Origin of the sequence: Pseudorhodobacter sp. MZDSW-24AT (assembly GCF_002794355.1) — a bacterium.
In the GTDB taxonomy this organism is placed as follows: domain Bacteria; phylum Pseudomonadota; class Alphaproteobacteria; order Rhodobacterales; family Rhodobacteraceae; genus Pseudotabrizicola.
In genome coordinates, this window is record NZ_PGOI01000003.1 from 169,395 (window position 1) to 187,720 (window position 18,326).

An 18,326-nucleotide genomic window follows, 5' to 3' on the forward strand; every position below is an offset into this window, starting at 1 on the left:
ACACAGAAGATGCACTGTTTGCAAGTCGGTCAGAGGCCTAGATTTCAAGGGCCGGGCCTGCGGGGGCGCGCCCGGAATAGGGGAGAGAGTCGGATGCTCATGCAGGGCGTTGTGATCTGGTATTCTCGTCAAGATTTCCGCGCCATCATCTGGTGCGATGATTCCCGGGATCTGGGACTGGCACGCGGGCCGACCGCTTGGCGCAATCCGATGATCGAAGTCGAAGTCGGGGATGCAGTGGCGTTTCGGGCCGAAAAGCGGGGGGGCGAGCGCCAGTGTCGGGACATTCACCTGATCGAGACGCAGGCAGCTCCATCCTTGACCGCAACGATGCTGACCAAAATGCATCCCGTGCCGGTTTCCCGAATTCCCCTCTTGCATCTTTGTTCCAGTCGCGATTAAGACACCGCCACGGACAGTTGGCCGAGTGGTCGAAGGCGCACGCCTGGAAAGTGTGTAGGCGGGGAACCGTCTCGAGGGTTCGAATCCCTCACTGTCCGCCATTATCCTTGAAAACAATTGCGTTTCTTTTCTGCACAGGGGAATGGCCTGCCGTGAGGGACGTGCTGTGGCGTGGCTTCGCTCTGACGCGCGTGGTGTGCGGGGAACGCGTGCTGGTTGATTTCTTCTGGGGTCATTCCGTGACGTGTCTTCATTCAACGGGAACTCGGTCGCGCGAGGCATCGACGTGTTGGCCTGTGACAGAGCGGGGCGGTGCGAAAGCCCGGGGCGGTTTTAAGGCGTGAACGCGGCTTGCCGACCCGGAGGTGTTGCGAGCCTGCGGTGTGGATGTGGTTGCACCGCAAGCGCAGGCTTTAAAGGCGGCTTGGCATCGGCTTTGGGGGCGAAGACGGCGCCTGAGCGTCAACCTGCGTTTTGCGGCAATCGGTCGGGTGCCGGGCCGCAAGACTGACGTTCCACGAGGCGGCAGGCCAGTTCTATGCGGCGGGCGGGCATGTGGGTGCCCAAGGTCAGGTCGCGCAGCAGATCGACAGCGGCGGCGCCGATGTGTTGCATCGGAATTTCCAAGGCGGTCAAAGGCGGAGAGAAGAAGGCGCCCTGTGCAAGACCATCCATGCCCAGCACCGAGACATCCTGTGGCACCGCAATTCCCAAAGTGGCAAGGCCCTGCAGCGCGCCCAAGGCAAGGCTGTCGCTGGCGCAGAGAACGGCGGTAAAATCCAACCCTTTGGAGTCGACACGCTTTCGCAAGGCCTCGGATGCGCGGTCGGGGAGCCAGTCGGAGAGATCGATCTGAAGCTGTGGGTCTAGGACAGCGCCGCCCGCCGTCATGCGGTCCCGCCAGCCTTCGACCCGCCGCTCGATTGTGCGGCGGCCACGGTGGCTGAGGAAGAGAATGCGGCGATGGCCAAGCCGCATCAGGTAATCGGTGGCCATGGCGGCGGCAGCACGGTTGGAAGGTGCCACAGACGACAGCCGCATCAGCGGATCGTCCCCATTCACCAGCACCACCGGCTTGGGAAAGTGCCGGGCGGCGGCAAGCATGTCTTCGTCATCCAGCGTCAGGAACAACAGACCCGCGACACGGGGATCGGCTGCCGCTTCGGCAAGCGCCTCACGTTCTTGCGCGGTGGAGGTGATGGCTTGGGTCACCAGTTCAGCCCGCAAGAGGCGCACCCGCTCTTCGATGCCCTGCATCACATTCAGGGTGAATTGGCTGCGGGCGTAATCCTCCATCGCGGCAGGGCTGGCGAGGATCAGAAGGCGTTGGCCTGCGAGGGTGGAGGGCAGGGTGTAGCGGAACTCCTGCGCCTTGCGCTGGATCTTTTCGACGAGTTCGGGGCGGACCCCCGGCGCACCGGAGAGCGCGCGCGAGACAGTGGCCACGGAGACGCCGCAGGCGGTTGCCAGATCATCGAGGCGTATTCTGCGGCTGGGCTTGCCGCTTTTGCCAGAGGGAACAGTGCGCATGAGAGGGGCTTTCCTGAATGACGTTTCATTCTGCAAAAAACTTTCATCTTGTGCAAATTTTTTGCAGTGCCATGATTTGAGAACGGCTCAAAAAGCGGGCTCAAGGGGGGAAGATGCGACCACAGGCGGACCTGATCCGGCAGAAGCTGGGGCAATTGGTGCGGGGTTTGACCGACCTGCGCCATGAAGGCCAGTTTGACGAGCCCAATCTTGACGGGACGGCAGGGGATTACATCAGCTTTGACAGTTGGGAATGGCCTCAGGGCGTGGGGCTGTATGGGCTGGCGCAGCTGTGGCGGCGGCATCGTGACCCCGCGCTGCAAGCGTTGCTGGAAGCGTGGTATGCACGGCAGTTGGACCAAGGTTTGCCTGCGCTGAACATCAACACCACGGCGCCGATGCTGGCCTTGTCGCTTTTGTGGGGCGAGACGAGAGATCCGCGCTGGCAACCTGTGCTGGACGATTGGGCGAACCGCTTGATGCGCGATGCGCCACGCACCACCGAGGGCGGCTTTCAGCATGACGTGTCTGACAAGATGAACCCGGGGGAGTTGTGGGATGACACGCTGTTCATGGCGGGCCTGTTTCTGGCGCGCTATGGGCAGGCTTCGGGGCGGCAGGAGCTGGTGGATGAGGCGATCCGGCAGTTTCTGGTGCATGCCCGCTATCTGTCAGATCCCCAGACGGGGCTGTGGTTCCATGGCTGGACCTTTGAGGGGAGGCATAATTTTGCCCGTGCCCGCTGGGCGCGCGGCAATGCGTGGGTCACGGCCTGCATTCTGGATTTGTTCGAGATTCCGGGCCTGCCGGGCTCCGTGCGGCTTTACCTGACCGAGGTGCTGCGTGCGCAGGTGGAGGCTTTGTTGCCGTTGCAGACCCCATCGGGTGCGTGGCGCACTTTGCTGGACGATCCCACCAGCTATGAAGAGATCAGCGCGACGGCGGGTTTTGCCTATGGGCTGCTGAAGGCGGCCGGGCAGGGCATCGGCGGCGCCGATTGGGCCGAGGCCGGATGGCGGGGCGTGGCGGCAGTCTTGGCCAACATCGACGCTGCGGGCACCGTGCAGAACGTGTCTTATGGCACGCGCATGGGGCCGGACTTGCAGTTTTACCGCGATATTCCGCTGCAGCCGACAGGATACGGGCAGGCCTTGGCGATCCTGTGTCTGGTGGAGGCAGAAGGCCAGTTGGACGCAAAAGGAGCGGCGGCATGATGGATGTGCGCTATGGCGGCAATCCCGCCGATGTGATGACCGCCACCACCGATCGCTTGCGCGCCGATTACATGGTGGAAGGGGCCTTTACGCCCGGTGCCTTGCGGCTGACCTATACCCATGTGGACCGGATGATCTTGGGCGGCGCGGTGCCGACCGATGCGCCGCTGAGCTTTGGCGATGGGGCTGAACTGGGCACGGCGTTTTTCTTTTCCGACCGCGAGGGCGGCTTGGCCAATCTGGGCGGGCCGGGCGTGGTGGTGGTGGATGGCACCGACTATGCGATGGAGAACCGCGATATCCTGTATATCGGTCGCGGGGCGCAGCGGGTGGAGATGCGCAGCGTGGACGCCGCGCATCCGGCGTGGTTTTACCTGAATTCGGTGCCTGCGGGCGCAGATCACCCCACCCGGCTGATCCGCCGCGATCAGGCCAAGCACATCACTTTGGGGGACCCGGCCAAGGCGAATGTGCGCAGTCTTGCGATGTATATCCACCCCGAGGTCTCGCCTTCATGCCTTTTGCTTATGGGCATCACCGATCCGGCCCCGGGAAGCATCTGGAACACGATGCCGCCGCATCTGCATGAACGCCGCATGGAGGCCTATTGTTATTTCGACATGGGCGCCGAGGATCGCGTGATGCATTTCATGGGCCGCCCGGACGCCACGCGGCATATGGTGATTGCCAATGGCGATATGGTGCTGTCCCCGGCATGGTCCATTCACATGGGGGCGGGCACCGGGCCCTATGCCTTTGTCTGGGGCATGACCGGCGAAAATCAGGCCTATACCGACTTTACCCCCGTTCCCATCTCTTCGCTTAGGTAAGCATCTGACATGCAAGGCTTTCTGTCCCATCCCCTGACTTCTGGCGCGGCCCTTGGCTATTGGCGTCTGGGCTCCACGCTTGAGGCGCGCTTCGATTTGCCCGACATGCCCATGAAGGGGGAGATGGACCCGTTCTTTTTTCTGACCAAGGACAAGAACTTCATCCCGCATGAATATCCCTGCCGCACCCAGTTTGCGGCGGATCGCCGGGATCAGCGGCCCGACGTGACTGGGCGCTTTGAAGGGGCGCGGAACTGGTTGCCTTTCGGCTCGCCCCGGTTGGATTTGTCGGGATTCTGGTTCCGGCCGACCCATATTGCGACTTGGGCGGAGACGGTGATCCGGACCAAAGCGGCAGGCACGGCGCGGCTGCGACTGCGCACCTGTGGTGGCGCAGTGCTGTTTGTGAACGGCACGGAAGTGGGCTGGATGGCGCCCTATAAGCGCAATGCCGAAACCTCGGCCGAATTTCAGGTCGCACTGCACGCGGGCGATAACGCGGTGCAGGTGTTCTTTGACGATCTGGCTGAGCGGGATGCGCGCTATTACATCCAGCTGGATTGGGTGGAGGGGCCAGAGGCCGAGGCGGGTATTCCCACCGCCTGCACCACGGAGCGTGCCCGTGCGATGGAGACGGCGCTGGCCACCATGCACTTTGACCAACCTGCCTATACCGGCGGTGAGGTGTCTTTGGTGCTGCCGCAACCGATGCCGATGGCTGTGGAGGTGGCGATCCGGGTCGAGGGCGATTTCATGTCGCATCATCCGGCGGCGTTGCACCGCAAGCTGGACGCGGGGGCGGCGCGTTTGGTCATAGACCGCGCAGAGAACTTGCCGGGCGATTTTCGACATTTCATTCCCACGCTGACGGCCGATGGCTTTGCCGCCACCCGCACTTTCGGGGTGGAGGTATGTGATCTGGCCGCACAAGGCACGGCGCCTGCGACCTTGGAGTCGCGGATTGACGAGGCGCTGACATGGGTGGCCACGCGGGCCGAGCCTGACACGGTGGCGGCACTGGCACGGCTGGCGCAGGGGCTGTCTGGCCCTGAAACCGAAGCGATGATCGACGCGACCCTCCCCGCGATCGAGGATTGCTGGGATTGCGCCGATTTCGCGCTGGTGCCGCTGCTTTGGGGGCGCACCCGGTTTGGGCATTTGCTGTCTGACCGGGTGCGCGACCGGATTGACGCGGCCATTCTGGGCTATCGTTACTGGATGGACGAGCCGGGCAACGACGTGCAGTGGTATTTCAGCGAAAACCACGCGCTGCTGTTTCACACCTCGGCCTATCTGGCGGGGCATTTGTTGCCCGAAGCCACCTTCCGCCGGTCGGGGCGCACAGGCGCCGAACAATCGGCAGTGGGGCGCGACAGGGTGCGGGCCTGGCTTGACCATTTCGAGGCATGGGAGATGGCCGAGTTCAACTCGGCCCCCTATTTCCCGATTGATCTGAAGGGTTTGACTGCGCTTTACGCGCTTTCCCCCGATGCCGACATCCGCGACCGCGCAGGCCGCGCCGTCGTGCGGCTGGTCGAGGTGGTCGCCAATTCGGCGCATCATGGGGTGATCACGGCGGCGCAGGGGCGCAGCTATGAGCACACTTTGCGCGCCGGGCGCACGCTGGAGCTTTCGGCCATCACCCGGATGCTGTGGGGCATGGGCAGTTTTGGCGCACGGTTCCACTGCCTGCCGGGCCTTGCCTTGGCGCTGCGGGACCACGGGCTTGAACTGGATGCCGCGCTGTCCGAACGGGCGAGCCTGCAGTCCGGGGAGCAGGAATGGGCGTTTGCGCAAGGCGAAGGGTGCTTTGCCGCGCTGTATCATGCCAAGACCCGCGATTGGGCGATGGGGTCGGCGGCGGCCTATCGCTGGTTCGACTGGGGCTATCAGGAGACCTTGCTGCATGCGCGCATGGGCACCGATCCCGATGCGCAAATCTGGATCAATCATCCGGGCGAGGTCATCCATTCGGGCTACGGACGCCCGTCCTATTGGGGCGGATCGGCTTCGGTGCCGCGCGTGCAGCAATACCGTGGTCTGGCCTTGGTCTGGTTTGACGGTCAACCCGAGCAGCCCGATTTCACCCATTGCTGGTTTCCGGGACTTGCGTTTGATTACAGTCTGTTGAAAGGTGATCTTGCAGCGGCGACTGCAGGAGAAGGAGGCCTGTTGATCCGTGCGTCGGGTCCGCTGGAGATGGTGGCCGAAGGGCCGACGGCGGGCTGCGAGTTGCGACTGGCAGGGCGACAAGGCTGGTGGATCGTGCGGATGGGCCGCGCTGCGCAGGGGCTGGACGCTTACGTAACGCAATATGCGAAACTTACCCCTGACGCCTTGGCCGATGCCCGTGCTACGGTCACGGTGGAAGATCCAGACTACGGCCCGGTCATGTTCCATGCCGATGGCCGGATTGAGGCAGAGGGGCGCACAGTCAACCCGAAGGAATGGACGGTCGCAGGGCACAGAACCCTGCACCGCTGAAGACGCCCCGGCGGGAGGCCGGGGCACAATGGAGGAGGAAAACACATGAAGAAAACAATGATCGTGCTGGCTCTTGGGGCCAGCCTGATGGCCACGACGGCCCTTGCCGGGGACGTGCGGCTGATGTGGTATTCGGATGGGGTCGAGGGCGAGGTGATGAAAGACCTTGTCGCGCGCTTCAACGCCGACAATCCGGGCATCAATCTGATTCTGGACGAGGTCGCCTATAAGGTCGTCCAAGAGCAGTTGCAGATCCAGCTGGAGGCAGGATCGGGCCCCGATATCGCGCGCGTCACCAACATCAAGACGCTGGCGCCGCATTGGCTGGACCTCACCCCGCATCTGTCGGATGCTGAGTATTGGCGCACCAACTTTGGCGCCCATGCGGACTGGATGCGCGAAGATGGCAGCGATGCGATCACCGGCTTCATGACGCAGTTGACGCTGACGGGTGGCTTTGCCAACTCGACCCTGTTCGAGCAGGCGGGCGTGGCGCTGCCGGGCGAAGGCGCGACCTGGGACGATTGGGTGAACGCGGCGGATCAGGTGGCGAAATCGCAAGGCACGGCGGCGGCCTTTGCCATCGACCGCTCGGGCCACCGGATCTCGGGGCCGAATGTGTCTTATGGCGCGAATTACATTGGGGCCGATGGCCTGCCTGCACCCGTGGATGAAGGCACCAAGGCCTTTGCCGAAAAGCTTGTGAACTGGGTTGAAGGCGGGCAGATGCTGCGCGACACTTGGGTTGCGGCCTCGGGGTCTACCTACCGCGCGGCGGCAGATGACTTCATCAACGCGGCGATCCCGTTCTATTATTCGGGAAGCTGGCAAATTGCCAACCTGTCCACCAAGATTGGCGACGGTTTCGACTGGGTCGCCACTGGTTCGCCCTGCGGCACGGCCGGATGCTCGGGGCTGGCGGGGGGCGCGGCCTTGGTTGCGGTGAAATACACGCAGAACGCCGAGGAAGTGGCCAAGGTCATGGAGTATTTCGCGCGTGAGGACATCGTGAAAGAGTTCTCGGAACGCACGCTGTTCCTGCCCGCTCATGCCGGGGTCGCTGCCGCGGGCAATCTGAACTGGCAGACCGAGGATGACAACGTCAAGGCTGCGCTGGATGCTTATGTCGCGGCGGCGGCCGAGACCTTGCCGGCAGCGGATGCCTTGCCCGCGTGGAAATGGGCCTCGCCCGTTTACGGCGCGCTGGTGAACCGCATCAGCCAAGTGATGGCAGGCGAATTGACGCTGGAAGATGCCTATGCGCGCATCGACCAGGACATCGCCGAACAGGTCGCGGCGGCGCAGTAAGCCATGACCGGGGTCAAGGGAATGTTGGGGGCCGTGGTGACGGCCCCCCTGGTCGCGCTCGCCCGTGTGCTGGAGGTGCCGTTGCGCCTGTGGCAGCGGCTGACGGGGCAGGGCGGCATGGTGGCGTTTTTCCTGCTGCCAAACATGGCGATCTTCACGCTGTTCGTCCTGCTGCCGCTGGTCATCAACATCGCCTATTCGATGACGACCGGCGCGGCCCTTTTCCTGCCCGAACGCACCTATGTGGGGGCAGCGCAGTATGAACGTTTGCTGCGCTGCACCGATTACACCAATCTGATGACCTGTCAGGAAGATCAGTTCTGGATTGCCTTGCGCAACACCGGCACCTTTGTGGTGCTGCAGGTGACGCTGCTGATTGTGGCCGCGACCATCACCGCGCTGATCCTGAACCGGGCGCTGCGTGCGCTCAGCTTCTGGCGGGCTGTGTTTTTCTTCCCGGTGCTGTTGTCGCCGGTGGTGGTGGGGCTGATCTGGCGCTGGATCCTTGACCGCAATGGGGTGCTGAATGCCGCACTTGTGGGCATGGGGATGGACCCGGTGAACTGGCTTTTGGAGCGCAATTATGCGTTCTCTGCCGCCATCGGAGTCACCATCTGGGCGCATCTGGGGTTCTTTGCGCTGATCCTGCTGGCCGGATTGCAGGCGATCCCGCGTGATCTTTACGAGGCCGCCGAGATGGACGGCACCAAGCCTGCGCGCGTGTTCTGGCGGATCACCTTGCCGCTTCTGATGCCCAACATGCTGGTCGTCATCGTGCTGGCGCTGATCCGTGCGGTGCAGGTGTTTGACGAGGCCTATGTGCTGACCGGCGGTGGTCCGGGCACGGCCACGCTGTTCCTGACGCAGTATATCTATGAAGTGGGCTTTGCCTCCTTGCTTAAAAACCCGGGCCTTGCGGCGGCGGCGTCGATCCTGATGGGGGGCGTGCTGATTGTGCTGACCCTGTTGCAACTGGCGCTTGGCAAACGCAACGAGCGGAAAGGACGCCTGAAATGAGCCGTGCACTGGCCTTTCTGACCCGGCGCAAAGGCGGCGACGCCTGGGACTGGACGGATGTTTTCACCTTCCTGTGGCTGGGATCTGCGGTGTTCATCATGTTCGGCCCGGCCTTGTGGTTGGTGCTGTCGTCCTTCAAATCGCCTGCCCAGCTTGCGGAATTTCCGCCGACCCTTTTGCCCTATGAGGCGCAGACGGTGGTGGTTGAGGGTTTTGACCGCCCCTTGCCTCTGTTTTCGGTGACGGATGAGGCGGGGACCCGCACTTTGGCCGAGGTGCGCCGCGTGGGCACCGTGGCCCAGATGGTGGACCCGGAAAACCCGGGCGAAGTGCAGCGCGTGAACATTGCCAACCGCACCCCCGTTCGTGAGGTTGGGTTTTCTTGGGGCAACTACCTCGACCCGTTCCTGCGCTTTGACTTTCTGAACTACACCAAGAATTCGATCTTTGTGACCGGGGTGGCCACCTTGATCACCTTGCTCACCAATTCGATGGCGGCCTTTGCGCTGTCGAAATACGAATTCCGGGGGCGGGGCTTTGTGGTGGTGCTGATCATCGCCACGCTGATGATCCCGCTGTCGGTGATCCTTGTGCCACTGTATTCCATCGTGTCGGGGGTGGGGCTGATCAACTCGCTGTGGGGGGTGATCCTGCCCACGGTGGCCACGCCCACAGGGGTGTTCTTGCTGCGGCAATACATGCTGACGATCCCCGATGAGCTGCTGGAGGCGGCGCGGATGGACCATGCCAGCGAATGGCAGATCTATTGGCGGATCGTGCTGCCGCTGACCGCACCTGCCTTGGCTGTTCTGGCGATCTTCTCGGTGGTCTGGCGCTGGAACGATTTCCTGTGGCCCTTGATCGTGCTGAGCCGGCAAGAGGTTTACACGCTGCAAGTTGGCCTGAATGCTTATGCCGGAGAGCTGAACGTGCAGTGGCACTATCTGCTGGCGATGACCGTCATCACCATGATCCCGGTCGTTCTGGTCTTTATCTTCCTGCAACGGTTCATCACGGCGGGCATCGCCGGGACCGGGTTGAAATAAGGGGTCCGTCATGGGTCGCATACAGTTGCACGACATCCGCAAGAGCTTTGGCGCCGTCGATGTGCTCAAGGGCATCGATCTGACCATCAACGAAGGCGAGCTTGTGGTGTTCGTCGGCCCTTCAGGCTGTGGGAAGTCCACGCTTTTGCGGATGATCGCAGGCTTGGACAAGCCCAGTTCGGGGCGGATCGAGATTGACGGGGTGGATGTGACCCCACGCTCGGCCGCCGATCGCGGGCTTGCCATGGTATTTCAGTCCTATGCGCTTTACCCGCATATGACGGTGCGCGCGAACATGGCCTTTGGCCTGCAAAACACCAATATGCCCAAGCCCGAGATCGACGCCCGCATCAGTGAGGCCGCGCGGATGTTGGAGATCGAGCCGCTGCTGGACCGCAGGCCGGGCCAGCTTTCGGGCGGGCAGCGGCAGCGGGTGGCCATTGGCCGCGCCATCGTGCGGCGCCCGACGGCCTTTTTGCTGGATGAGCCGCTGTCGAACCTGGATGCCGAGCTGCGCGTGTCGATGCGGGCCGAGCTTTCGGCTTTGCATGATCGGCTGGGCGCCACGATGATCCATGTGACACATGATCAGGTCGAAGCGATGACGATGGCAGACCGCATCGTGGTGTTGCGGGCGGGCAAGGTGGAGCAGGTGGATACACCGCTGAACCTGTTCAACCGTCCGGCCAATCTGTTCGTAGCGGGCTTTATCGGCGCGCCGGGGATGAACCTGTGGGCTGGGCAGGCGAAGGATGGGGCTGTGCAGTTGGACAGCGGCGCGCGCTTGCCCTTGCCTTCGGGCGTGACAGTGCCGGAGGGCTCGGTCACGCTTGGCATCCGCCCGCAACATCTGCGCCCGATGGCCGGTGGCCCGGTCCGGGCCGAGGTGCGGCTGATCGAGGCCTTGGGGCCGGAAAGCGTGGTGCATGGCGATATGGGCGCGGGCGGCACACTGTTGGCGGTGCTTGCCGGGCAGCCGGATCTGGCACGCGGCACGGTGATCGAGCTGGGCTATGATCCGCAGATGGCGCATGTCTTTGGCGCCGATGGCCAGCGGCTGGCCTAGGCCAAAGCCTGCGCCATGAAATCGAGCATTGCGTGGTGCATGGCTTGGGTTTCGACATGGCCCGAGGTCGGTTCCCGGTGAAGCATCAGGCGCCCGCCCTTTGCGGCGTAAGCGCCCTGCACCTGTTCCAACGCAGGATCCGCGGCCTTGGGCGGGGTGAGGGGATCGAGGTCACCCAGACCGATGAACTGCGCGCGCGGGGCGATCAGCCCTGCGATTTCCCCATTTGACGCGCGGGCAAGCAGTCCGGGCACGGTCAGGTAGATGCCATGCAGATCATGCTGGCCCATGGCGATCAGGTGTCGGTAATCTGCAAAGCAGCATTCATGCGCCACGGCGCGCAGACGGGGTTCAATCGCTCCAAGCCAATAGGCCAATGTCGCCCCCATCGACAGGCCGAAAACCCCAAGCCGATCGGGCTGCACGTCGGGATGCCGGGACAGCCAATCCACCGCCGCCAGATTTTCGGCCAGCATCTGCCCCGCGAGCGAGCGACCTTCCCACAGAAGTGCCTTGGTCGCGGCGCTTTCGCTGACGTCCGCGCGGCTGCCAAAGCAAGGCATGTCGAGGCAGAGTGAGGCGATGCCGCGCGCGGCCAAGGCAGGGCCGGTGGCGGCGAAGAGGGCGGGGCGGCCGTGGATCATTTCCGCCGCGCCGATGTCATAGCGGTTGCCATGGGCATGAATGATCAGAACGGCGGGGGTGGGCCGCTGTTGGCCGACAGGCCGACACCAGAAACCACGAAACCGGGTTTCGCCCAAGCTGACCGCCAGTTCCTCTGCCCGGCAGTTTGGGGTGTCGACGACGGTGGCCCCCGCGTGTGAGGTGAGTGGGGGCACTGGCAGGGCCAAGCCGAAAGCAGAGAGGAGGTCTTGGCGCGTGAGGGGCATGGCATAACCAACGTGGCGGGATGGCCGGCAGAGTGACCGACTGAACAGCGGCGGTCCAGCGACAAGTTGCTGCGCGGCGTGGATCTGTTCTGGACGGCCCTTTAATTACTTACTATAAAACTCAGGTTATTGGAGCGCGCCTATGTTCGCCATCGCAAAGACCTCTTTCCCAGACTCTCGGACCGTCGATGTTCCGGTGGCCATCGCGGCACTGCGACGGTTGGCGCCGCGGTGTCAGGCAGGGGCTCGGCTGGATCTGTTTCGGGCCTGCGCGATGCTTTCAACCCGTGCCGAAGTGGCCTCGCAGGCCTTTGCCGAGGCCTTTCTGCGCGGTCTGGCGGTGGCCTTGGGCCGGGCGCCCGTGCTGCACCAGCCTAACGCGCTGGAACTGTCTTTTGATGAGGCATGGATTTCAAGTCTGCTCGCGGCTGCGCGGCGCGGCGATCAGAGCAGTGTTCACTTCTTGCTGGCCTCGCGATTGCCGCGCCATGTCTGGCGCCAGATCGGCTGGCTGGCGGCTCAGGTTGCGCGCCGGTCAGACCGCTTGTGACCGAGTGATTTTGTCAGTTTTAGAATTATTCTAAAAAGGGGCTTGCCCCGCCTGCGCTGTGCCCCTACCTTGTGTTGGCGGGCAGCCAGCCGACGTGCCAGCCAGATCCGCCCCAGAATTCCGTATCCATTTTCAGGAGGTCAGGCATGGCGCAAGCTTCAGCCCAAATCAGCCCATCCGCACGCGAAGCCGTGTGCGAAGCGCTTAACCAAGGCGTTGCCGAAACGGCCGTCGCCACCATGTTGGCGCAGAATTTCCATTGGAATGTAACCGGGATGGGCTTTGGCACGCTGCACGCTCTGTTCCAGACGATCTACGAAGATCACTTCGTCGCGCAGGACGATCTGGCCGAGCGGATCAAGGCGCTGGATGGCCACGCCGAGGGCCAGCTTTCTGCCATGCTCAAACGCTCGAAGGTGGCGGAGCATGATGGCCACGCCAAGGCCGAAGAGATGATTGCTGCGCTATTGACCGCACAAGAAACACTCGCCGCGACCATGGCGGGGATTGCCGCAGTGGCCGAGGAAAACGGTGACCTGCTGACCCAAGATCTGGCGATTTCTCGCGGACAGACGCATGAGAAATTCGCTTGGATGCTGCGCGCGCATCTGCGCTGAGCAAAGGCCCGCCTAGAGCGGGCTTTTCACATCGCGCTTTTCGCAGCGCTTCTCATAGGCGGGGGCCCAATGACGGTAGCGCCCCATGTCATTTTGTTGATGCACCAGCATGTCGATAAAGGCGCGCTGGTGCTTTTCCTTTTTGATCTTTTTGAACAGGTCTTTCTGATCTTTCGTCATCGAGCAGCCGATACAATGGCCTTCGCGCTTAAATTTGCAGACGCTGATACAGGGAGAGGGGAGTTTGCTCATGGGGTCCTTGCTGGGCGACGTTGCCCGTTTCGCTGGGGTTACTTGGTAAGGATCAGCTTGCCGCCCTTGGTGATGCGCAGCACATACAACTGCCCCTCAAGCGTGATATGCGCGACTGTGCCCCCTTTGGTCAGTGACAGCGCCTGATGGACGGGCGCCTGCGTCGCGTTCAGTGGCAAGGCGGTCGGAGCGGGGATGTCTTGCATCTGCGAGAGGCCTGTCGTGGGTTGCGGGGCGAGAGGATGATTTTGATAACTGATTGTTTTACTCGGAAATGTCAATTCCGAGTTTTTCATTTGGGTTTCGTGTCAACGTCTGCCCACAAACTCGAAGCTGAAGCGGGTGTCCGCGCCAGAGGGCGGGGGCGGGAACGGCGCAGCCCTGCGGATGTGATCGAGTGCCGCGCGTTCCAAGGAGGGATCGCCAGAAGACCGTGTGACTTGTGCCGAGGCCAAAGCGCCGGATGGCGCGACATGGAAGGCCACGACCACCGAGCCGCGTGCGGAGACGCTGGGTTTGCGGGTCCGTTCGATCTTGCGCAGTACCAACCCCGGATAGCTTGACCGTGCCGCAGTGCCCGCTTCGGCGCTTTGCGCGCCGCTGCCTTGGGATGCCGCCGTCGCTGAGGCGGTTTCCTGCCCGCTTTGGCTGCCCTTGCGCGCGTTGCGGTCGGCGTTCCCGGCGGGGGCTGCCGGGCGCGCATCGGCCCTTTGCGGTTGCTCCACTGGCTTTTCCGCGCGTTGACGCGGGCGCATGGAGGTTTCCGGCGCGTGAACCTGTGCATCTTGGGCGGCGGCGAGCGCGGGAGTTGGGACAGGCGCGACCACAGCATCGGCGACTGGGGGGGCGACGGGAGGGCTGGGGTGCGGCGATGACGACAGGCTCAGATCGGCGCTGTCAGACGCGGGCAGGTCCGGACGAGGCGCTGGGCTTGCCGACAGCGCGGCAATGGGCGGAGCGGCCGCGACGGGGACCGCAGGCGCTACCGCAGCGGTTGGTGCGGGCGCAACAGGCCGCGCCCCTTGGGCCATATCTTCAAAAGACTCGCCCAACAGGCCGAGGCTCGCACTGCCGCCGCCTTCGATGGCCATGCTGTCAGAGCGGGGGGCAATGGCGATGGCGCCTGCGGCGTGCAGCGCGCCAGAGATGCCAAGGAAGACGACAAAGGGGAGGCGGAGTTTCATGGGGTCGTCCGTTCCGTCACAAGGCGCACTTCAGCGGCGCCAGCTTGGCGCAAGGCAGTGGCAATGCGCAGCAAATCGCGCGCGGGCAGATCGCGTGCCGGAACCAGCCGCAGCACGTCGGCGCCCTCGGCAAGCCGTGCGCGCGCAAAGGTTTCGGGAGACGTCGCTTCATTGCGCCACAAAGTGCTGCCGTCAGCCCGCACGGCCAAAGCATCATCGGGCGCGCGTGTGGCGACGGACTGTGCGTCGATCAACCGGATATCGCGGTCGACGGGGGCAGCGACCTGACCTGCCACCAAGAAAAAGATGAGCATCAGGAAGACCACGTTGATCAGCGTGATCGTTGGCTCTGCCTTTCGGCGGGGGGGCGGGGCAAGGCGCATCCCTTCAGCCCCCGATCACGCGCAGGGTGATATCTGGCAGATCGAGCAGCAGCGCCAGCACATCGACAAGCCGTTGCGATGACACTTCGGTGCTCGGCGCAAGCACCACACGCGCAGGCGCGCGGGCGGCAAGCACGGTGGGGAGGCTTGCCAGATCGACGGCTTCGGTATCAAGCATCAGCGTTTCTTCGGTCAGTCGCAGGAAGAGTGGCGCTTCGGACGCGACCGCGGCTCCGCCCGTCGCCGTGGTGAGCGGCAGATCGCCAAAGCGGGTGAAGGTGGACGAAAGCATGAAAAACAGCAGCAGGAGGAAGATCACGTCGATCAGCGAGGTCATCGACAGCGCCCTGCGCCGCCGGGGCGTGTTAAGCCGGGGCATGCACATGATCCTTTTCGGCGCGCGCCGCTGCGGGGGGAGACATGCCGGGGCAAAGGGCCGCCTCGATCACGGTTCCCGCCATACGCCTTTCGGCGGCCATGCGCGATTCAAGCCATGCCAACAGGGCAGACACAGGCATCGCCACGGCAAGACCGGCCGCCGTGGTCATCAGCGCCACCCAGATGCCGCCCGCCAAGACGGACGGATCGACCGAGGTGCCGGCGCCCTGCATCGCGCGGAAAGCATCGATCATGCCAAGAACAGTGCCGAACAGGCCCAGAAGCGGCGCTGTCTGCGCCACGGTATCTAGAAGGCGAAACCCTTGCTCGAGCCGTGAAAGCCGCGTTTCCGCCAGCGTGTAGAGGCGGTCGCGCGTCTCGGTTGTGTTCGCGCGCAACGCCTCGGCCAGAAGGGGGGCGAGATGGCTTTGTGCGGACTCGGCGATGCCCCTTGCGCGGGGGGTCTGGCCCGCGTCATGGGCGGCGATGGCCGCTTCCAGCCCCGCATGGCGGCCGACCCCTGCGGCGCGGAACTGCCAGAGCTTCCACAGCACCACCGCTCCGGCCAGAACGGAAAGCGCCAAGATCAGCGCGACCACGGCGCCGCCCAATTCGATCAGCCCGCGCAGGGCGTCTCGTGCTTCGATCAGATGGATCATCCTGCCACCTCAATGCCGTCAACGGAGCTTGCGGGTTTCAGTGCGGCGGCACAGACGGCGGGATCGGCGCCGTCACAGGTGGCCACACCGTTCAGCAGAACCTGACCCAGATCGGGACAAGCGAGGCCCGCCACATCAAACTGCCGCACGCGCTGCCGCCCGATCGGGAGGGCCGCAAAGTCGAACAAGGTGAACTGCGCCACTTGGCCAGCTGTGGTGAACATCACGGCTTCAACCACCAATCGCGAGATGTCGATGCCAGTGCCGTTGTCTGCGACAAAGGTGAGGCGACAGGCCTCGGGCTGCGCCTCTACCGTGTTCAGCGCGATCTGAAGATCTTGTGCTTGCGCTGCGCCTGCGGTGATGGCGAAAGCCACCACCGCGCACATTCCGTGCCTTACCATGTTATTGCCTTTGCCAAGCTGACCTTGACGGTGCGGCCGCGGCCCCGATCCGCCGAGAGGTTGTTGCGGTAATCGCGGTCGAAGACGTTTTCGACGGCGAATTGGACATCAAACCCATTGAGCGCGCCCGATTGGGGTTTGAACGAGAGAAACAGATCATGCGTCGCGTAGCCGGCGTATTCTGTGGGGGTGATCACGCCAGTGGCTGTGCTGCGGGTGGCGGTGGTGATGCCGTCGACGAAGGTGCCGCGCCACCCGTATTCGATGTTTTGATCGGGCAGGCGGCCGCCCAAGGTCAGCGCGAGCGAGTCGGCGGGCGTGGTGGCGATGGTGTAGCCAAAATCACGGTCCTTGCCCGACACGCGCGAATAGGCAAGGCGACCGAAGACACGTTCGGCCTCATATCCCGCTTCGATTTCAGCCCCTTGGAAGCGCGCCCGCGCCAGATTGCGGTGGAAGACGGTATCTGTTGTCGCGGTGGTGGTGATCAGATCGTCAATGCGGTTGTGAAACACCGTCGCTTTGATTTGCAGGCTGTCATCCGCCGCAAAGATTCCGCCGCGCGACCAAGCGAGGCCCAGTTCCACGTTGGTGGCGGTTTCCTTTTCCAGTGCCAGCGCCGGATCTTTGGTGGCAGACCAAGAATACAATTCATCCAGCGTAGGCAGTCGCTCCGTGCGCGCAAGCGAACCGAAAACCGACAGATCATCTGTGAGTTTGTAGAGTGCTGCAAAGGTCAGGGCGACGGCCTCATCCTTGACTTCGGTCGCCGCAGGCACGTCTGTCCCTTGTTCGCGGTTGCCAAAATCAATGCGCGCGCCCCCGATCAAGGTCAGACGATCGCCCAGCATGAGTTCTGACTGCGCATAGACGCCGATCTTGCGGTCGGTGCCTTCGGGGTGAAAGCCCAAGGGACCCGCGCTGTCGGCCACGCGGCGCTGGTTGGTGGCTTGAAATCCGAAGGTCAGGAAGTTTTCCCAGCCTGCGCCCTGCAGTGTTGCGGTATTCTCGACCTTGAGCAGCGCGGTGCGATAGGCATAGTCGACGTCGCAGAACACGTTCAGGTTGGACGCTGTGGGAAGGCAGGTTTGCGGCGTTCCGGCAAGGGTGCGGGCGTTGCGCTGGGTGACGCTGGTGTCAGACCACGCCAATTGAACCTTTGGGTTCAACCAAGCCACATCGGTTGTGGCCTGCCACTCTGCGCTGACCGTCGTGTCGGTCGTGTCGCGCTGGACGATGCCAAAAGTGTCCGCGATGACATTGCCGCCGCCGGTTTGCGACAGGGTGGCATTGTCGTCATCGCTTTCAAACCGCTGTGCCGACAGCCGCAACGTTTGCGTCTCGCCGAGACGATAGGTCCCCTTTACCAAAGTCGAAGGTGCAGAGCCGCCCGTGCCGCGCAGGGTGTTTCCTGCGCCATCCTTGTAATCATTCGATGAGCGATAGCCCAAGGCAGCAAGGAACTCGGCTCCCGGCGCGGTGCGCAGGGCGAGGATGGCGGAGCCCATCATGCCATCGCCATTGCTGTCATAGCCGAGTTTCAGCCGCGCAGCCCCGGTCTTGCCTTCGGGAATGAAATCGCCTGCGTCCTTGGTTTCAAAGTTCACGGTACCGCCGATGGCGCCAGAGCCATAAAGCACCGCCGAACCGGGACCGCGCAGCACCTCGACCCGCTTGTAAAGCTCGGGTTCTGTGAAGAAGGACCCAAGACGATATTGTTCATAGAATTTGGGCACACCGTCGACGTTGACGATGATGCGCGCCTCGCTGGCGGTCTGCTCGGTGGTGCCGATGCCACGAATGTTGAAGGCTGTTCCCAAGGGCCGGTCCGAACCCGCGGTCTGCACACCGGGCACGTTTCGGAACATCTGGCTGATGGTCGCGGGCTGTTCGCGGTCGATGTCTTCCTGCTCGACGGCGGTCACCGCCTGCGGGGTGTCGATGGCCACCTTCTGTTGCCCCGCCCCGAGAATCAGACGGCCCAGAAACGTGCCGTTGCTTTCCTGCGCGGAAACAGGTGCGGCAATCGCAATGACGGCGGCGGTTGTCAGAAGGCGGGCAAGGCCCGGAATGGCCGTAGGCCTTTGGAAAATTGGATACATGCTGTCCCCT

20 protein-coding genes and 1 tRNA gene are annotated in these 18,326 nt (G+C 63.3%); 11 read left to right on the forward strand and 10 right to left on the reverse strand.

The window, feature by feature from the left end; translation table 11 throughout:
* The first annotated feature begins 93 nt into the window (after positions 1 to 93).
* Both CUR21_RS04160 and CUR21_RS04165 read left to right on the forward strand, forming a co-directional pair.
* Positions 94 to 402 (forward strand): hypothetical protein, encoded by a 309-nt coding sequence (locus CUR21_RS04160; RefSeq protein ID WP_100195757.1) that lies wholly within the window; start codon positions 94 to 96, stop codon positions 400 to 402.
* 11 nt (positions 403 to 413) lie between these two features.
* Positions 414 to 503 (forward strand) — tRNA-Ser (locus tag CUR21_RS04165).
* Between the two features lie 361 nt (positions 504 to 864).
* Here CUR21_RS04165 and CUR21_RS04170 read toward each other — a convergent pair.
* Positions 865 to 1,932 (reverse strand): LacI family DNA-binding transcriptional regulator, encoded by a 1,068-nt coding sequence (locus CUR21_RS04170; RefSeq protein WP_100195758.1) that lies wholly within the window; start codon positions 1,930 to 1,932, stop codon positions 865 to 867.
* 113 nt (positions 1,933 to 2,045) lie between these two features.
* Here CUR21_RS04170 and CUR21_RS04175 point away from each other — a divergent pair, with 113 nt between their 5' ends.
* From CUR21_RS04175 to CUR21_RS04205, 7 genes are read left to right on the forward strand one after another with little or no spacing between them, the layout of a single operon-like run.
* Complete coding sequence (locus CUR21_RS04175) at positions 2,046 to 3,146, forward strand: glycoside hydrolase family 105 protein (RefSeq protein WP_100195759.1); 1,101 nt, start codon at positions 2,046 to 2,048, stop codon at positions 3,144 to 3,146.
* Positions 3,143 to 3,976 (forward strand): 5-dehydro-4-deoxy-D-glucuronate isomerase, encoded by an 834-nt coding sequence (gene kduI, locus CUR21_RS04180; protein WP_100195760.1) that lies wholly within the window; start codon positions 3,143 to 3,145, stop codon positions 3,974 to 3,976. Before CUR21_RS04175 ends, kduI begins: the two co-directional genes overlap by 4 nt.
* 9 nt (positions 3,977 to 3,985) lie before the next feature.
* Entirely contained in the window at positions 3,986 to 6,460 is a 2,475-nt protein-coding gene (locus tag CUR21_RS04185) for a hypothetical protein (protein ID WP_100195761.1), read from the forward strand.
* Positions 6,461 to 6,505: 45 nt separating this feature from the next.
* A complete protein-coding gene (locus CUR21_RS04190; RefSeq protein ID WP_100195762.1) occupies positions 6,506 to 7,768 on the forward strand; it encodes an ABC transporter substrate-binding protein in 1,263 nt (420 codons plus the stop codon).
* A gap of 3 nt (positions 7,769 to 7,771) precedes the next feature.
* The gene (locus CUR21_RS04195; protein WP_198431614.1) at positions 7,772 to 8,785 is read left to right on the forward strand and encodes a carbohydrate ABC transporter permease; all 1,014 of its coding nucleotides are present in this window, start codon (positions 7,772 to 7,774) and stop codon (positions 8,783 to 8,785) included.
* A complete protein-coding gene (locus CUR21_RS04200) occupies positions 8,782 to 9,831 on the forward strand; it encodes a carbohydrate ABC transporter permease (RefSeq protein WP_100195763.1) in 1,050 nt (349 codons plus the stop codon). Before CUR21_RS04195 ends, CUR21_RS04200 begins: the two co-directional genes overlap by 4 nt.
* Positions 9,832 to 9,841: 10 nt before the next feature.
* Complete coding sequence (locus CUR21_RS04205) at positions 9,842 to 10,897, forward strand: ABC transporter ATP-binding protein (RefSeq protein WP_100195764.1); 1,056 nt, start codon at positions 9,842 to 9,844, stop codon at positions 10,895 to 10,897.
* On the opposite strand, the gene CUR21_RS04210 is transcribed toward CUR21_RS04205, so the two are convergent.
* On the reverse strand, positions 10,894 to 11,787 hold the full coding sequence (locus CUR21_RS04210) for a S9 family peptidase (protein WP_157791930.1): 894 nt from the start codon (positions 11,785 to 11,787) through the stop codon (positions 10,894 to 10,896). The genes CUR21_RS04205 and CUR21_RS04210 overlap by 4 nt on opposite strands.
* Before the next feature lie 142 nt (positions 11,788 to 11,929).
* On the opposite strand from CUR21_RS04210, the gene CUR21_RS04215 reads away from it, so the two are divergent.
* Together CUR21_RS04215 and CUR21_RS04220 are read left to right on the forward strand one after the other, a co-directional pair.
* Complete coding sequence (locus CUR21_RS04215) at positions 11,930 to 12,337, forward strand: hypothetical protein (RefSeq protein WP_100195766.1); 408 nt, start codon at positions 11,930 to 11,932, stop codon at positions 12,335 to 12,337.
* Positions 12,338 to 12,483: 146 nt separating this feature from the next.
* Entirely contained in the window at positions 12,484 to 12,954 is a 471-nt protein-coding gene (locus CUR21_RS04220; protein WP_100195767.1) for a Dps family protein, read from the forward strand.
* 12 nt (positions 12,955 to 12,966) lie between these two features.
* Here CUR21_RS04220 and CUR21_RS04225 read toward each other — a convergent pair whose 3' ends face one another.
* From CUR21_RS04225 to CUR21_RS04260, 8 genes are all read right to left on the reverse strand, one after another.
* A complete protein-coding gene (locus CUR21_RS04225) occupies positions 12,967 to 13,206 on the reverse strand; it encodes a DUF1289 domain-containing protein (RefSeq protein ID WP_100195768.1) in 240 nt (79 codons plus the stop codon).
* Positions 13,207 to 13,244: 38 nt separating this feature from the next.
* Positions 13,245 to 13,412, reverse strand: a complete 168-nt coding sequence (gene hemP / locus CUR21_RS04230; protein ID WP_100195769.1) for a hemin uptake protein HemP — start codon at positions 13,410 to 13,412, stop codon at positions 13,245 to 13,247.
* 102 nt (positions 13,413 to 13,514) lie between these two features.
* A complete protein-coding gene (locus CUR21_RS04235; RefSeq protein ID WP_100195770.1) occupies positions 13,515 to 14,390 on the reverse strand; it encodes a TonB family protein in 876 nt (291 codons plus the stop codon).
* A complete protein-coding gene (locus CUR21_RS04240; RefSeq protein ID WP_100195771.1) occupies positions 14,387 to 14,773 on the reverse strand; it encodes a biopolymer transporter ExbD in 387 nt (128 codons plus the stop codon). The genes CUR21_RS04235 and CUR21_RS04240 overlap by 4 nt, the downstream gene beginning before the upstream one ends.
* A 4-nt stretch (positions 14,774 to 14,777) precedes the next feature.
* Entirely contained in the window at positions 14,778 to 15,152 is a 375-nt protein-coding gene (locus CUR21_RS04245) for a biopolymer transporter ExbD (protein ID WP_100195772.1), read from the reverse strand.
* The gene (locus CUR21_RS04250; RefSeq protein WP_100195773.1) at positions 15,139 to 15,810 is read right to left on the reverse strand and encodes a MotA/TolQ/ExbB proton channel family protein; all 672 of its coding nucleotides are present in this window, start codon (positions 15,808 to 15,810) and stop codon (positions 15,139 to 15,141) included. The genes CUR21_RS04245 and CUR21_RS04250 overlap by 14 nt, the downstream gene beginning before the upstream one ends.
* Positions 15,807 to 16,214: a hypothetical protein gene (locus CUR21_RS04255; protein ID WP_100195774.1), complete on the reverse strand. Its 408-nt coding sequence runs from the start codon at positions 16,212 to 16,214 to the stop codon at positions 15,807 to 15,809. The genes CUR21_RS04250 and CUR21_RS04255 overlap by 4 nt, the downstream gene beginning before the upstream one ends.
* Positions 16,208 to 18,316: a TonB-dependent receptor domain-containing protein gene (locus CUR21_RS04260; RefSeq protein WP_100195775.1), complete on the reverse strand. Its 2,109-nt coding sequence runs from the start codon at positions 18,314 to 18,316 to the stop codon at positions 16,208 to 16,210. The genes CUR21_RS04255 and CUR21_RS04260 overlap by 7 nt, the downstream gene beginning before the upstream one ends.
* Positions 18,317 to 18,326: the final 10 nt, after the last annotated feature.

Bases quoted from the DNA above. Each gene is read 5' to 3' on its own strand.
- CUR21_RS04200 (WP_100195763.1), top strand. From the start codon at position 8,782: ATGAGCCGTGCACTGGCCTTTCTGACCCGGCGCAAAGGCGGCGACGCC.
- CUR21_RS04215 (WP_100195766.1), top strand. From the start codon at position 11,930: ATGTTCGCCATCGCAAAGACCTCTTTCCCAGACTCTCGGACCGTCGAT.
- CUR21_RS04245 (WP_100195772.1), bottom strand. From the start codon at position 15,152: ATGCCCCGGCTTAACACGCCCCGGCGGCGCAGGGCGCTGTCGATGACC.
- CUR21_RS04195 (WP_198431614.1), top strand. From the start codon at position 7,772: ATGACCGGGGTCAAGGGAATGTTGGGGGCCGTGGTGACGGCCCCCCTG.
- CUR21_RS04225 (WP_100195768.1), bottom strand. From the start codon at position 13,206: ATGAGCAAACTCCCCTCTCCCTGTATCAGCGTCTGCAAATTTAAGCGC.
- CUR21_RS04185 (WP_100195761.1), top strand. From the start codon at position 3,986: ATGCAAGGCTTTCTGTCCCATCCCCTGACTTCTGGCGCGGCCCTTGGC.
- CUR21_RS04175 (WP_100195759.1), top strand. From the start codon at position 2,046: ATGCGACCACAGGCGGACCTGATCCGGCAGAAGCTGGGGCAATTGGTG.
- CUR21_RS04220 (WP_100195767.1), top strand. From the start codon at position 12,484: ATGGCGCAAGCTTCAGCCCAAATCAGCCCATCCGCACGCGAAGCCGTG.
- CUR21_RS04205 (WP_100195764.1), top strand. From the start codon at position 9,842: ATGGGTCGCATACAGTTGCACGACATCCGCAAGAGCTTTGGCGCCGTC.
- CUR21_RS04260 (WP_100195775.1), bottom strand. From the start codon at position 18,316: ATGTATCCAATTTTCCAAAGGCCTACGGCCATTCCGGGCCTTGCCCGC.
- hemP (WP_100195769.1), bottom strand. From the start codon at position 13,412: ATGCAAGACATCCCCGCTCCGACCGCCTTGCCACTGAACGCGACGCAG.
- CUR21_RS04250 (WP_100195773.1), bottom strand. From the start codon at position 15,810: ATGATCCATCTGATCGAAGCACGAGACGCCCTGCGCGGGCTGATCGAA.
- CUR21_RS04210 (WP_157791930.1), bottom strand. From the start codon at position 11,787: ATGCCCCTCACGCGCCAAGACCTCCTCTCTGCTTTCGGCTTGGCCCTG.
- CUR21_RS04255 (WP_100195774.1), bottom strand. From the start codon at position 16,214: ATGGTAAGGCACGGAATGTGCGCGGTGGTGGCTTTCGCCATCACCGCA.
- CUR21_RS04235 (WP_100195770.1), bottom strand. From the start codon at position 14,390: ATGAAACTCCGCCTCCCCTTTGTCGTCTTCCTTGGCATCTCTGGCGCG.
- CUR21_RS04190 (WP_100195762.1), top strand. From the start codon at position 6,506: ATGAAGAAAACAATGATCGTGCTGGCTCTTGGGGCCAGCCTGATGGCC.
- CUR21_RS04160 (WP_100195757.1), top strand. From the start codon at position 94: ATGCTCATGCAGGGCGTTGTGATCTGGTATTCTCGTCAAGATTTCCGC.
- CUR21_RS04240 (WP_100195771.1), bottom strand. From the start codon at position 14,773: ATGCGCCTTGCCCCGCCCCCCCGCCGAAAGGCAGAGCCAACGATCACG.
- CUR21_RS04170 (WP_100195758.1), bottom strand. From the start codon at position 1,932: ATGCGCACTGTTCCCTCTGGCAAAAGCGGCAAGCCCAGCCGCAGAATA.
- kduI (WP_100195760.1), top strand. From the start codon at position 3,143: ATGATGGATGTGCGCTATGGCGGCAATCCCGCCGATGTGATGACCGCC.